11 protein-coding genes and 1 pseudogene are annotated in these 14,050 nt (G+C 38.6%); 3 read left to right on the top strand and 9 right to left on the bottom strand.

Annotated features, from left to right (window positions below; genetic code table 11):
- The first annotated feature begins 4 nt into the window (after positions 1-4).
- On the top strand, positions 5-469 hold the full coding sequence (locus tag CEF19_RS18800) for a hypothetical protein (protein ID WP_100407487.1): 465 nt from the start codon (positions 5-7) through the stop codon (positions 467-469).
- Between the two features lie 154 nt (positions 470-623).
- Here the strand turns inward: CEF19_RS18800 and melA are convergent, their stop codons facing one another.
- The 3 genes and pseudogenes from melA to CEF19_RS18785 form a co-directional block, all read right to left on the bottom strand.
- A complete protein-coding gene (gene melA / locus CEF19_RS18795; RefSeq protein WP_100407486.1) occupies positions 624-1,922 on the bottom strand; it encodes an alpha-glucosidase/alpha-galactosidase in 1,299 nt (432 codons plus the stop codon).
- Between the two features lie 123 nt (positions 1,923-2,045).
- Entirely contained in the window at positions 2,046-2,930 is an 885-nt protein-coding gene (locus tag CEF19_RS18790) for an AraC family transcriptional regulator (protein WP_100407485.1), read from the bottom strand.
- A gap of 50 nt (positions 2,931-2,980) precedes the next feature.
- Positions 2,981-3,226 (bottom strand): annotated as a pseudogene (locus CEF19_RS18785) (DUF4153 domain-containing protein); the annotation flags it as partial.
- A gap of 110 nt (positions 3,227-3,336) precedes the next feature.
- On the opposite strand from CEF19_RS18785, the gene CEF19_RS18780 reads away from it, so the two are divergent.
- Entirely contained in the window at positions 3,337-3,738 is a 402-nt protein-coding gene (locus CEF19_RS18780) for a hypothetical protein (RefSeq protein ID WP_227522030.1), read from the top strand.
- 403 nt (positions 3,739-4,141) lie between these two features.
- On the opposite strand, the gene CEF19_RS18775 is transcribed toward CEF19_RS18780, so the two are convergent.
- Positions 4,142-4,462, bottom strand: coding sequence for a hypothetical protein (locus CEF19_RS18775; protein WP_157801007.1), 321 nt, complete (start codon positions 4,460-4,462; stop codon positions 4,142-4,144).
- Positions 4,463-4,932: 470 nt separating this feature from the next.
- Here CEF19_RS18775 and CEF19_RS18770 point away from each other — a divergent pair, with 470 nt between their 5' ends.
- Positions 4,933-5,571: a cell wall hydrolase gene (locus CEF19_RS18770; RefSeq protein WP_100407483.1), complete on the top strand. Its 639-nt coding sequence runs from the start codon at positions 4,933-4,935 to the stop codon at positions 5,569-5,571.
- A 107-nt stretch (positions 5,572-5,678) separates the two neighbouring features.
- Here CEF19_RS18770 and CEF19_RS18765 read toward each other — a convergent pair whose 3' ends face one another.
- From CEF19_RS18765 to CEF19_RS18745, 5 genes are all read right to left on the bottom strand, one after another.
- A complete protein-coding gene (locus CEF19_RS18765; RefSeq protein ID WP_100407482.1) occupies positions 5,679-6,437 on the bottom strand; it encodes a hypothetical protein in 759 nt (252 codons plus the stop codon).
- A 4-nt stretch (positions 6,438-6,441) separates the two neighbouring features.
- Positions 6,442-10,221 carry a DEAD/DEAH box helicase gene (locus tag CEF19_RS18760; protein WP_100407481.1) on the bottom strand — a complete coding sequence of 1,260 codons (3,780 nt, stop codon included), beginning with the start codon at positions 10,219-10,221 and terminating at the stop codon, positions 6,442-6,444.
- Between the two features lie 398 nt (positions 10,222-10,619).
- Positions 10,620-11,918, bottom strand: a complete 1,299-nt coding sequence (locus CEF19_RS18755; RefSeq protein ID WP_100407480.1) for a TRAP transporter large permease — start codon at positions 11,916-11,918, stop codon at positions 10,620-10,622.
- Entirely contained in the window at positions 11,915-12,439 is a 525-nt protein-coding gene (locus tag CEF19_RS18750) for a TRAP transporter small permease (protein ID WP_100407479.1), read from the bottom strand. Before CEF19_RS18750 ends, CEF19_RS18755 begins: the two co-directional genes overlap by 4 nt.
- On the bottom strand, positions 12,436-13,461 hold the full coding sequence (locus tag CEF19_RS18745) for a TRAP transporter substrate-binding protein (protein ID WP_100407478.1): 1,026 nt from the start codon (positions 13,459-13,461) through the stop codon (positions 12,436-12,438). The genes CEF19_RS18750 and CEF19_RS18745 overlap by 4 nt, the downstream gene beginning before the upstream one ends.
- Between the last annotated feature and the right edge of the window lie 589 nt (positions 13,462-14,050).

Raw genomic sequence — 14,050 nt, 5'->3', positions numbered from 1 at the left:
AGAGATGGAAAACAAAACCGAGAAATTACTGTGGAGTATAGCTCTACCAGGGTTTGCTCAATTGCTAAATGGTAAATTGGTAAAAGGAATTGTTTTTATTTTTTTGGAGTTTTTAATTAACGTACAAGCTAATCTGAATTTAAATATTGTCCACAGCTTTCAGGGCAATATGCAGTCTGCTATTGATTTAACTAATTACCAGTGGTTGATGTTTTATCCATGCCTATATCTGTTTGCGATATGGGATGCCTACCGTGATGAAGGAGGAGGGAGCGAACCCTATTCCTTTCTTCCTTTTGTTTTTGCAGCTTTTCTATCAACCATAGGCGTTATTTATTCCTCCACCTTGAGAATATTTGGAGTCTTGTGGGGACCTACATTTTTACCTATTCTATTTCTTCTAATTGGTCTTGTTATTGGCTGGATAATTAAAATATGTGTAATCAGTATCAGCAAACTCGGTAAATAAAGAAACAAAAAGGGCGTAGTCATTCACCAAGCTTGTATCAGGATTTCATTCTTGCACAGCATTGATTGCAATAAATAAAACATCTAAAATTCATCTCTACTTTTGTAAGTCAAACAGCTTATCTAACCTATAAGGCTAGATAAGCTGTTTTACATTACTCATATTCCGGTAACCAATCCCCATGCTCTGCAATTAATTCATCACACAAAGAGATGATATCATCTATCGATAGCTCTGCTGCTGTATGAGGGTCTAACATTGCTGCTTGATATATCTTACTTTTCTGTTTTGTAAGCGCTGCTTCAATTGTTAATAATTGTGTATTAATATTTGTGCGATTTAGTGCAGCACACTGCTCTGGTAAATCACCAACATAAGTTGGGGTAATTCCACTTGCATCTACCAAACACGGAACCTCTACCACTGCATTTTCCGGTAAATTACTGATTAATCGTCCTCTATTCAATACATTACCACCAATTTTAAATGGTTTGTTTGTTTCCATTGCCTCGATAATGTAAGATCCATACTCATGTGTACGTTCATGCTGCAAACTTTTATCATGAACAAGATCATCACGCATTTGTTTCCAATCTTCAATTTGTTTAACACAACGACGAGGGTATTCATCTAACGGAATATTATATTTTTCAATAAGCTCTGGATATTTACTCTTGATGAAATATGGATGATATTCTGCATTATGCTCAGAGGATTCTGTTACATAGTACCCGAACTTATCCATCAATTCAAAGCGAACCATGTCATCATGCTTTTCTTTTTGTTTCTCTTTTGCTCGTTTCTTAATTTCTGGGTATAAGTCCTCACCATTTCTAGCAATTTCTAATAACCAAGCCATATGGTTAATACCCGCTATTTTCCACTGGATGTTATCTTTGGGTATATCCAAAGAATCTAGTAAGTGGTCCGCACAAATCTGGACACTGTGACATAATCCAACCGTCTTAATTCCCTCTTGTAGCATAACATTCGTCAATACTGCCATAGGGTTTGTGTAATTTAAGAACCATGCATCCGGACACACTTCCTTCATATCACGAGCAAATTCTTGCATAACAGGAATCGTTCTTAAATTTCGGAATATACCCCCAATCCCTAGCGTATCGGCAATCGTTTGTCGTAAGTTAAATTTTTTCGGAACTTCAAAGTCAGTAATTGTACAAGGATCGTAACCACCAACTTGAATGGCATTAATTACATACTTAGCATCGCGTAATGCCTCTTTACGATTTGGATACGCAACTACTTTCACAGTAGAGTTTAATCTTTCCTTCAAATTATTTAACATCATCTCTGAATCTTTTAATCTTTCATGATCAATATCAAATAAAGCGAATTCAAAACCCTGCAATACATCTACCGTCATACAATCTCCAAGTACATTTTTAGCAAACACGGTACTTCCTGCACCTAAAAAAGTAATTTTTGACATAGGTTTTCCCCCTTGAGCACATATAAGAATGTGCTTAAATTATTGTCTTACCAACAATATAAGGGCAATAAAGCGTTTCTACAATCGTAAATAAATCTGAAATAAGTAAAATATTGCTCTTCTTTAATCAAGAAATAATTGGTTAACAGGCATAAAAAATTGACTGTTGCGATACTCACTAGGTGTAACATCTAGCACACTCTTAAATACTTTACTAAAATAATTTGCATTTGTATAACCTACATTTCTTGCAACTTCTTCTATTGTTAGCTCTTTATTTTGTAATAACTCTAATGCATGATTCATTCTTATTTTGGTTAGATACTTAATTGGTGTATCATTAACTGTTCGATGAAATAGTCTAGTAAAATGGTATTTTGACAAGCCAGAGACATTAACAATATCAGATAATATTAAGTCTTCTTGATACCGTTGTTCCATAAATTGAATTGATTTAACAATGGCAATTGGCCACTTTTCTACTTTATTTTGATCATGCTCAAAATATTGCATACATTCCATTAAAAAGGTATAAGCATAACCGGACAATTCATAGGCATGATGAATACCTGTTTTTTGAATTTTATCTATTAAGTGAACAATATGTTTGACTGGTCTTGCATTTGTGTCTAAATCTAAAATATGACCATGTTTCTCCGTAATTCTATGAAAATAATATAGTGCTTCTTGACCATATAAAGTAATAAACATAAATTCCCAATGGCTTGAGTTATCCGGCAAGAAATAACAATGATCACTAGGGATTTGAACGAAGAAAGCTTGTCCTCTTTTTAAGGTTGTCAATTGCTCACCTATTCGAATGGCACCTTGCCCATCTAATGTGTACTGAAATACGACTCTACCATTCTCATTACGCTTTAAACCATCCCATTGATATAACTCATTAAATCTATATTCCTTTCCAATCGAATGAATTCCGGCAACACGTTGCTGATGCTCCCCCTTTAATTTAAACCCAAAGGTATCATGATTATTTATTCTGTTCATAATAACTCCCCCCTTAGATACAGCCAGGTTAAAACAATACCTTCTTCTTGAAAACGTATATAGGAGAGCATAATCCAAATTAGATTTGCCCAGATTAGTATGTTTACGCCTAAAACAGCAAGTCAGTTGGACGTAATCCCATAAGAAGATAGTCTGAAGACGATGGCCGATAAAGCTACACTGGCAATGATAAGTGCTTTAAATTAAGGCAAAATTTATATAATCAGAAATGTTCTTTCTCTCGCTGTGCGGCTTTCAGTTATGGAGAATATGATGACGGCCAATACACAAAAGAGCATTCCGCTAATTGTCATGCTGGGTTATAGAATGCCAAATTCTAAATTAAATTATGGATAAATTCATATTCCCTTACCAATAATAAAAATAAAAAGGTGGGATTAAATTTATGTTGACGTCAAAAGAACAATTGGAGGCCTTTAGTAAAATAACTTCAATGACAGAAAAACTAAGCCAATCCCAGCTAGAGTACTGGCAACAATATTCCCATATTGATACCTGGGGATTTAAGGCAGTTTTACTTATGTTCATAGCTCCCTTAGTTTGCTTGTATTTTGTTATAGATAGGAAGAATATTTTACTTTTTGGTTTTTATGGTATGAATATTCACATTTGGTTCAGTTATATTAATATCGCTGGTGTTAAACAGGGATTTTTTGGTTATCCCTTTGAGTTAATTCCATACATTCCTGGTAACCTATCCTTAGATGCAGCTTTAATTCCAGTTTTGTTTATGCTTATTTATCAATGGTCAATAAACCATAAGAAGAATTTTATATTTCTTCTATAGCATTGTCACTAATATTATCCTTTGCATTTAAACCTTTACTGGTAAATCTAAATTTATTTACTTTACATAAAGGATTAATTATTTTCATCTATTTTTTTTGTATTGCATAATATTTTTATTCTCTAAGTTTATTACAAACCTTTTCTTAAAGATGCAAAATTCCCTGAAGTATAAGGAGTAGGGATGTATAATCATATATATCTCTTTTTTTGTCAGTTTGGTACTACCAGTTAACATATAACTCCAAGTTTTCGGGAATTATAGGAAATTTATTACAAATCCTTTGTTCTAGTCAATCCATACCTTATTCGGGCGAATCATAAATAATTAGACACTATCTCACTAATTATATGTTTTAATTGTGTCTACGTTCGTTTTACTTCTCCCTCTGCTCGAATAACATTTAAAGACCAAATTTTCGAATTAAATACGTCGGTGTACAACTCCATGCATGACAGTAGCTATTAATTAAAGGATTTCCGTAGGGAGAATAGGTTTTGTCCGCTGGATTATATAACTCCCAGAAGGTATCAGCTCCATCCTTAATCATTCCACCCCAGTATTGCTTTAAGAAATCCACAGCTTTTTTCTTTTCTCCTACCAACAATAAAGCCTCGACTAGATGGTGATACATATATGGTGTGTTCATTTTTATTTCTGGTTTTTTCTCTAGTAGTCGTTGGAGAATGTTCCTATTCTTCTCTTTGTCAAAAACTTCAGCCAATACCATCCATACTAGACTATCCAGGAAATTTGCTTATTCTCCCCACTTAAAAACAAACCCTCTGCCTCATCCCACAAATAATTTATGCTTGCTCTAGTTACCTCTTCTAATCTCGAAGTAAGATAAGCCTTTTCTTCTTATTTTCCAAGAATTCCAGCTAACTCAATCGTTCTTTTAAGCGTATAAATTAGTACGGCCTGAGCAGGTGTTTGTTTGTTTAATTCAGAGTTCCAGTCGATGAACGCCCGAAAAGTAAAACTAATATATCATTCTTAAAAACAGTTTGATTAGTTATAGTAATTACCTAAATATTGATAATAGCTCTATCCCTACTAACATTCCTCTTTAACACTTCTAGTAATCTCCTTGTAATCTCTTGTAAACATTTTGTAATACTATTCTATTTAAGTTCTTCATAGAAATAGAGTGAGACAAGAGCTCAATAATAAAAATTACTAGGAGGACATACCATGAAAAAACTAATGTTTTTACTAATATTACTAGTATCAACTCTCCTTTTTACTACACCTTCCTTTGCTTATACAGTTGAAAAAGGGGATACGATGACGAAAATCGCACGAGAACATGGCTTATCATTAAATGAATTAGCGAAGGCCAACCCACAGGTTAAAGATCTCGATCAGATATTTATCGGTCAGCATATACATACGCATGAGATGGACAACTCCCCTGAACCCAATATAGAAATTAGCAGTTCGAACCAAGTAAGGATTTCAGAACAAGAAAGTCTTTCAGAAAATGACATAGATTTATTAGCTAGAATTGTAAGAGCCGAAGCCCAATCAGAACCTTTTGAAGGAAAAGTTGCCGTAGCGGATGTTGTCTTAAATCGAGTAGAAAGCACTCAATTTCCTAATACGATTAAAAAGGTTATTTATCAGCCTGGTCAATTTCAACCTGTCGCAAATGGACAAATCAACAAACCTGCTGATAAGGAATCCATCAAAGCAGTGCATGCAGCATTAACAGACATGAGAAATATCACTGAAAATTCATTATTCTTCTACAACCCAGTCATCGCCACGAATCGTTGGCTTGATACAAGAAAGACAAGCGTTGTGATTGGACAACATGTCTTTAAATATTAACCTTCAAGGAACTAGTATTAACGCTACTCCTTAGGTTCGCAAGTAAAAAGTGCTGTTCCTCGTTTTAGAAGGAACAGCACTTTTTCTTTGGTGAAACGAAGACACTTCTAAATGGTAGCTTCTCTCTTCCATCTTTCCCGCCATTTCACCCGTTCTTGCTCTTCTATTTGTTTTTCGAGATTATCATCCCAGTGTTCAAGCCACGTATTCCACACACGTGCGTAGAAAATGTCCTGTTCATTATTGTACATTCGAAATTCTAGACAGGGGACATGCTTGACAGGCTGTTCGTGAAAGCTATTTACGTCAGCCACTACCGTTTGAAACCCATTTTCGTCCAGTGCATTTTCACTCGCGGAGAGCACCTGCAAAATTCGGTCCGCATTGATACGATCCTGATTATCTGCATACCGATACATTGTCAATTTTTCATTTGTTTCGGGGACAGGTACGGTCATCTTCGGCCAAAATTCATCGTGACTTGGGCTGTAAAAAAGCACTGCCCACTCTTCTTCCATTTCCTCTTCAACGATTCCTGTCTTCAGTTGCTCATGCCCTTTCGTTGTGAGCTTGTAGTTCTCTTTTTCGATCCGAATTAAGCCTGTTCTCAGTATTTTTTCTATTAAATCTGCAATGAACAGTTCTTCTACAAGCAACATTTCGGACAAATTGGCTGCCCGCCGTATATCAGCCTGCTCAAAAGCTAGCAGCATCATTTTCATGAGAATATCCATTTGGGCCCTTCTTACGCGTTTAAATGCCACATCAAATGTCTTGACCGGCACATACCAATTAGCAGACTCCTTGATTTGGACAGCTGGATTCTCAAGCAAGCTTTCTCGTAAACGTTTTGTCAACTTATCCATGTTATTACACCTCTTCAAGCGTTCGCAGTCCTTGTTGTTTTTTAGCGGCTTCTAATACATGTGTATACATGCGTCTGGTATCTGCTTGTTTTGTCCGCTCGGTAAACATCTTTGTACTGCCAATTAGAACGAGTAGCTCTTTCGCTCTTGATAGGGCGACATTAAGCCGGCGGTAGTCTTTTGCAAAGCCGATATCGTCGTGTTTATTATCGTGATTGCGCACCATGCTTAACAGAATAATATCCATTTCCATCCCTTGAAACCGATCCACTGTTCCGGTGCGAATCGTCAAGTGGCGTAAGCGAAGTTCTTGATGAATTAAGCGGTCCAGCCTTTTTACTTGTTCCCCGTAAAAACTGATGACGCCAATGCTTTTCTTCTCATCCGTTTTCATTCTTCCAGCTTGCTTCGACTGTTCTGTCGCCGCGTCTATTTCCGTAAGCAAATCACCAATCTCCCTCAATTCAGCCGGGTTATACAGGCTTTTTCCGCCTTTCATTCTTTCTTCGAAAAACGCGGCTTCATTCGGCATATCTAGCCATACTAGATGACTATCGCGCTGTATGCGCGGTGATTCCAGCAAGTGGTCCCGTACTGAATCGGAATCGGTCAAGCCACATTGAAGCCGTTCGTTTTCCTGCTCATAAAACGGTGCGATGGTTGCCATAATCTTTTCATGCATCCGGTATTGGATCGCGAGCATCGTTTTATTGCTGTTTGGCAAGTTTTTATACAACCGTTCAAACAGCGATTCTTTTAACAGCTTTTTCAATTCCACTTTTCCTTTAAAGTCTTCACTTTCGTCCGCCATTTCCTGCAGCGTTTCTTCTAGCGTATCGTTTCCTAAAAGTGGTGGCAGCTGGTGATGGTCGCCGACTAAGATGATTTTTTTCCCTTTTAACATCGGCAAAAGCAGCTCTGGCGGTGTCGCTTTTGAGACTTCATCAATGATCACCACATCAAAAACAGGGTAATTGTCGATAAAATCTTTTCGTGCGGACGCCACACATGTCGTTCCGATCACATTGGCATGCTTTACATAAAGCTTTCGGATTTCATCTAGGTCATGGTCATTTGCTTCCTCTAACAAGGCAAGCCACTGTCCTTGGATTGACTGGAACAGCGGGAGTTTCTGCTTTTCCTGCTTTAGCGATTCTCGATTAAAGGACAAACTCGCCAATTTCTTTAATAGCTTTTCATGCTCTTGTTCCGGTTCGGTAGAGAGGATTTCCTTTAAAGGTATCTCTTCTTCTTGCTTCTGCTCAATACTGCTATACAACTGCGCCAAACGGGTCGCGATTTGATCGAGTTTCAGCTCCATTTCTTGGAGCTGAATGGCTTCTTTCTCGCGTTTTTGGCTATTTAGTTCAACCCGCTGCTTCACTTGTTCATATTCTTCCTTCTTTTTCTGTAGTTCAAGCGCTTTGGTTTCTTTTTGAGGAAGCATTTCTTTTGCGTTAAGAATAGGGTTCACTGACGCCGTCATTTGCTTGTACTTGTTTTGTAGAGAATCAAGCTCGCTGCTCTGCTTTTCTAGCGCTCCCAGCCATTTTTGATGCGATTGTTTATTTTCACGCTGCTTATGCTGAAATTGGTCTACCATTTCCTGCTTTAGTAAACGAAATGCTTCCTGTGCACTTCTTTTATACGTGTCAAACGACTCTAGGTCTTCCCTTTTTTGCCAGACAAAGAGTCTCCTACTATACAATCCTTCTAGATATTCTTTAAGCATCTGCGGGTAGATTTTAGTTCTTCCTGCTAATTTATTTCTCAGTTCAGCTAGAAATTGATCAATCTCAACTGCGGAATAAACAGATGCCTCATTCAGCTGAGCCTGCTGCAGCTCGTCAATCGATATGCGATGCCGCGCTAAAAGCGATTCAACATATGAAATGGCCTGGTTTAGCTTATCATTATATTCTTTTAATTTTTCCAGCTGCTTTATAGAGCCGCGAACGTCCTCAAGCTTTTCGATTAACTGCTGTACATTTAAAGGTCGTTCCATATTTTGTTCAAGTAAAATCCATCTCAAAACGTCGATTTGTTTAGTGTCTGTTACTTTTTCGATTAAAGCATCCATCTGCTTCGTTGCCTCAGACCACTTTTTTCGTTCAGCAGTCGTTTGCTCGATCGTTTGTGTTATTTCATCAATCTTTCCTTCTAGTTCCTGACAGGATATGCTGTGCCGAAGTTGCTGTATAACTTGCTCGTTATCTTCCCACTCTTTTTGAATCGCGTCACTACCGGGCTCACGCCGCAGAAAGGTTTCGTCTTGTTCAATCGATATATTCAACGAACGAAGAGACTGCTCACTCTCCTCTACATTTTGCTTAGCCGTTTGTTTCTCCTGCTCTGCCTCATGCACATTCTTTGTTTGCTCTTGAATAATCGACTGGATTTCACTAAACCGTTTTTCCGCTTTCTGTTTTGCTTCGAGATCCGCCTCGACGCGTCCAAGCACCGGCTCGATTTGTCCTATTTTTTGTTCATTCTCAGCCCATTCCGCTTCCATGTCTATAACTCTTTTTTTACCCTCTTCAAAATGAGCAGAGACTTCTTTTAACGTATGATCTTTCCAATACTGACCCACATTTTCTTCGATGAATCTTTTGCCTTCTTCTTCAATGCTTTCCGTGCGTCCCACGCGAAGAATGCGGATGTCTTTATTCGCCAACAATCGTCCAAGCGCATTGTCAACCGCCAAATTCGACTGCGAAGCAACCAGGGTTCGCAGCCCCGCTCGCGCATTTTGCAGGCAAATCTCAGAAATGACCGTTGTTTTTCCTGTTCCAGGCGGCCCTTGAATGACGTATAAGTCTTCAGCGGACACAGCGCCTTTAACTGCTTCTTGCTGAAACTCGTTTAATCGATTGTGAAACCGTAGTGGGGCTTGCTTTTTCGGCGCTCGAACTGGCGGCTTATTTTCAAATAAAAGACGCTCAAGCTCCGGATTTGCAGCCAGTCCCTCTTCTAAATGCTTAAACCCTTGTCTTAGTCTTTTCACTTGGCTTAATGTCGCAAAATTGCTGAAGACGACTTCTTTTTGTTTCATATCTAATCGCTGCTGCCGGGCCCGTTCCTCCATATAACCGTGCAGTTCCACTTCAACTGTATGAGCGGAACGATTCGCTTTCAGCACCTTCCCGACATCCTGGTCAATCCCCTTGAGTTTAACGCTCAAATCTTTAAGTGATTTCCATTCCTTATCACCTAGCTCGCACCCGGTGATGGTCATCCGGCTGAAATCACGATTGAACGTAAGCCCTGAATAACGAGAAATCATGTCGGGAATATCCGCAGAACGCTCTTGAATTTTCAAATAGCCTTCCCAACTCGCAATACGCTTTTTCACATACAGTGAACTTTCCTGCGCAACCGGCATGTCGTGAATCAAGTTCAACAATTCAAGCGGGAGCATCCCGCCCCGTTGTACATTCAAATCAAATATGATATCCACCGCTCGGCGCCAATTTGTCTGCACCGATGAATGCGCCGTTCTCGTCGTCACATTCGTCGTAATGAACCGGTCCTTTTCCACCACACAATGCAGAACGAACACAAGCCCATTGTACGTTTCGGCCATCCGCTCATTCGCCTTATTGTCAAAGACTAATGCGACGGAAAGAGGCCGTTCCGCCGTCTGTGGATACTTTTCTATATAAACACGAAACGATGTCTCCAACGAAAAAAACGAGTTCCCGTCTAGCCCGAGTTCCCGCATCTTGTCCTTCGCCTTATTCGTCAAAGTTACTGGACATCGATAAGTCGTACTATGTTTCTTCATTATCTATCCACCTGCTTTATTCTGCACCACCGAAGAATGGTTTTCTACCAAATGAATTATAGCATACTGAGCATGTTAATAGAGTAAACCTATTTTTGTTACTAAAAATAAAAAAGAAACATTGTAAATTAACCTTCCTCAACAGATGGTTCACATACTCCCCTATCAAAAACTATTAATGCAAAAAAAACGAGGCACTGAAAAAGGTGAAAATCCTACTTTTTAGATTCTCAAAGAAGCGGCAATGGCTCCACACCTTGCGCGCCTGCTACGAGAAACCCACTCATAGCAAGCTTAAGACAAAGCAACGGTTCCGCTCATTGCTAAGAGGCCACAGAAAAAGGTGAAAATCGCACCTTTTTCTGTGGCCTCGTGAATTTCCCGCAGGTTTTTTTACTTTATAGTCCTAATAAGTTTGGTAGGAACAAGCTGATTTGTGGTACATAGGTTACGAGCAACAGCAAGATGAAGATGGCTACATAGAATGGTAGCAAAGGTTTGATGAGACTCTCGATTTTCACTTTACTAATACTTGAACCTACGAAAAGCCCCGTTCCAACTGGTGGTGTAATCGTACCTACACACAAGTTCAAGATAAAGAAGAGACCGAAGTGGACTGGATCGATACCGATGCTTGTTGTGATTGGTAAGAAAATCGGTGTGAAGATTAAGATTGCTGGTGCCACGTCCATGACAGTACCAACGAGTAACAAGATAATGTTAATGATTAATAGAATAACAATTGGGTTGTCCGAAATGCCTAACACAAAGTTACTGATTGCTGTAGGCATACCCGTAAATGCCATTGCAAATGACATCAATGAGGAAGCAGCGATTAATAACATGATAACGCCTGTCATTTCAATTGCTTTAACCATAACTGCTGGCATATCTTTTAACGTCATTGTTTTATAATAAACAAGCGCTAAAAATAATGCATATACTACACAGATAGCGGAGGCTTCGATTGCTGTGAATACACCTGTTAAAATTCCGCCTATAATAATGAAAATAAGCAAGAGACTTGGAACCGCATCTAGAACGATTTTTAACGTATTTTTATTTTTCTCTTTTGAGGCAACTGGATAATTACGCTTTTTTGCAATGAAATAGGATACCGCCATGATGGCTAGAGCCCACAAAATACCGATTACATAACCACCCATAAATAATGCTGCAATGGAGGTCCCTCCGCTGATTAACGAAAAGATGATAAATGCGGTACTTGGCGGGATGACCATCCCAGTCGGTGCTGAAGCAATATTTACTGCGGCAGCAAATTTCCGATGATACCCTTCTTTTTCTTGGAGAGGAACCATGACCCCCCCGATGGCTGTTGATGAAGCAATTGCAGAACTTGAAATCGATCCGAAAAGTGCGTTACCGATGATGTTCGTATGTGCTAAGGATCCTGGCACGCGACCTGTTAGCAATTTTGCAAAATTAACGAGTTTTTCGGCAATCCCACCGTTGTTCATAATTACCCCAGATAGGATAAAAAACGGTACGGCGATCAAGGAAAAGCTATCGATGCTGGCAACCATTTTTTGAGCCGAAGTGAAAACGGCAACATCAAAAGGTAACATTAATAATACAGTTGCTAAAGATGAAATCGCGATACATATGGCAATTGGAATGCCGACGGCTAACAATACAGCAAAGACGAGGAATAAAATTAAACTAGCTTCAAGTATCATAGCACGCCACCTACTTTGGTTGGTTCTTCTTTGTTTTCGTTATAGAGCGCATCTTCTTTTTCTATAAATAATTCGATTAGATTTACAATGCTATAGAAAATAATTAAGATTCCTCCTACGGGCAAGGATAAATAGACAAGCCCCATTGGCAGACCTAGTGACGGTGATAGTTGGGCCATCGTTAATGAAACCGCCTTTGTTCCACCGTATACCATAATAATCGCCGCAAACAACAAGAAAATTACTTGAATCCCGATGTCTAGTACTAATTTTTTCTGATCTTTTAAACGTTCACTAAGAAACGTAATGGCGATATGGTTTTTTTGTCCAACAACATAGGCCGCCGCTAAGATTGACAGCCAAACAAGGCTATATCTTAGAAACTCTTCTGTCAGGGTACTAGGATCATTTAATAGATATCGACTAATAACTTGCCAAGTCATCACTGCTACCATGACGAGAAACAAGATACCCGTTATGATTAACAATGTCTTATCAACGTATTTCTTAAACGTTTTCATCTCGTTTCCTCCGATTTCTCGTTTTCACTCATATTCCGAATGGCTTGATAAACGGAACCAAATTTTTCACTGTTCTTAAATTCATCGTGTAGTGGTTGAACCGCTTCTTGGAATGGTTTATTATCAATGTCTTCAAAAAATTCCACACCATGTTTTTCGATAGCTGCCTGTTTTTCGGCTTCAACCGCATCTTTCCAAACCGTTTTCTCATATTCCGTGGATTCTTCTGCTGCTTCATATACAGCTTGTCTTTGTGCTACTGTTAAACGATCTAATGTTGCTTGATTCATCACAACAATATCAGGTACGCGCGTGTGTTCATCATAAGAATAATATTTAGCAACGCCCCCGTGTCCAGCTGTTACCATAACAAATTCATTATTCTCAGACCCATCGATAATGCCTTGTTGTAAGGAGGTGTAAACCTCACCGCTACCCATTGGCGTCGGAGAACCGCCGAGCAGTTCAACCATTTTAATGGCCGTTTCACTTTGCATGACACGAATTTTCTTCCCTTTTAAATCATCGGGTGATAACACTGGACCATCAGTCATATAAAAACTTCGTTGCCCCGAATCATAATAAGTGAGCCCAACAAATCCAAGATCTTCGGTAGATTGATAGAGGGGTTCCATGATTTCTTCGTTTTCGAGCACGTTGTAAAAATGCTCTTCCCCATCAAATAAATACGGGATCCCGAAAATAGAGTAGTCTTTGGCGAAACTTTCTAATGCTGAACCGCTTACTTTTGTAAGATCAACAGCACCTGTTTGCGTTAATTCGATAAGCTCTCTTTCCCCACCTAATTGACCATCTGGAAAATATTCGACAGTTACTTCACCATTTGTTTTTTCAGTCACTAATTCACCGAATTTAGCCATAGCATCTTTGACGGGTTGCGCATTACTTGCATAAGCAAAGCGTAACACTACTTGATCTTTTGCTTCTGTTTGTGTCATACAGCCAGAAGAAATCAACAGAGAAAATATGGCCACTAGCAAAAGAATAATATGTTTTCTCATTATTCACGTACCTCCATTTGACATCGCATATTGTTAAAAAGTAGAACATTGTCAGGTTATGTTGTTTTCTGATTCAGTCTATAGATAACCCCCTAAAAAAACAATGCAAAAACAATGTAAACAAACAAAATCAAAAGAATTTGAGGGTATTTATAATATGATTCAATAATTATATCCGTTTACAATAGAAACCTAGTTTTATTTATGTGTAATTATTTTTGGTTTTTACTTATCTGCTGCATTCGCTATTTACAATCGTAATTACTTCGCCTCTACCCTTGGATTGAGTTGAAATACAAAAAGGGCTCTCCCTATTTCATAGGAACAGCCCTGTAATCCTACTATAAAACTGAGACACACCTCTACCTTCTATCTCTTGCAGACTGCATACTACTCCCTACACTGGAAGTGCTTTAAAGGTTATTCAAGGATATTACATGTGAAAACCTACCTAGTCAATACCCTCGAATTTCCACACCTCTTTTAATTTTTTTATATTATCTCGTTCAAATGATACCTTTCATTCACAATCGCCAATATTCGTGTTAAACTAGCTTTTGTGCCTTTGTACATTGAATCACTACTACGT

Origin of the sequence: Bacillus solitudinis (assembly GCF_002797395.1) — a bacterium.
In the GTDB taxonomy this organism is placed as follows: domain Bacteria; phylum Bacillota; class Bacilli; order Bacillales; family Bacillaceae_D; genus Halalkalibacter_A; species Halalkalibacter_A solitudinis.
Note: the sequence above shows the minus strand (reverse complement) of the source record. Positions and strands in the feature narration are given on the sequence as shown.

Excerpts from the sequence above, each read along its gene's own strand:
- CEF19_RS18800 (WP_100407487.1), top strand. The coding sequence starts at position 5 with ATGGAAAACAAAACCGAGAAATTACTGTGGAGTATAGCTCTACCAGGG.
- melA (WP_100407486.1), bottom strand. The coding sequence starts at position 1,922 with ATGTCAAAAATTACTTTTTTAGGTGCAGGAAGTACCGTGTTTGCTAAA.
- CEF19_RS18790 (WP_100407485.1), bottom strand. The coding sequence starts at position 2,930 with ATGAACAGAATAAATAATCATGATACCTTTGGGTTTAAATTAAAGGGG.
- CEF19_RS18780 (WP_227522030.1), top strand. The coding sequence starts at position 3,337 with ATGTTGACGTCAAAAGAACAATTGGAGGCCTTTAGTAAAATAACTTCA.
- CEF19_RS18770 (WP_100407483.1), top strand. The coding sequence starts at position 4,933 with ATGAAAAAACTAATGTTTTTACTAATATTACTAGTATCAACTCTCCTT.
- CEF19_RS18765 (WP_100407482.1), bottom strand. The coding sequence starts at position 6,437 with ATGGATAAGTTGACAAAACGTTTACGAGAAAGCTTGCTTGAGAATCCA.
- CEF19_RS18760 (WP_100407481.1), bottom strand. The coding sequence starts at position 10,221 with ATGAAGAAACATAGTACGACTTATCGATGTCCAGTAACTTTGACGAAT.
- CEF19_RS18755 (WP_100407480.1), bottom strand. The coding sequence starts at position 11,918 with ATGATACTTGAAGCTAGTTTAATTTTATTCCTCGTCTTTGCTGTATTG.
- CEF19_RS18750 (WP_100407479.1), bottom strand. The coding sequence starts at position 12,439 with ATGAAAACGTTTAAGAAATACGTTGATAAGACATTGTTAATCATAACG.
- CEF19_RS18745 (WP_100407478.1), bottom strand. The coding sequence starts at position 13,461 with ATGAGAAAACATATTATTCTTTTGCTAGTGGCCATATTTTCTCTGTTG.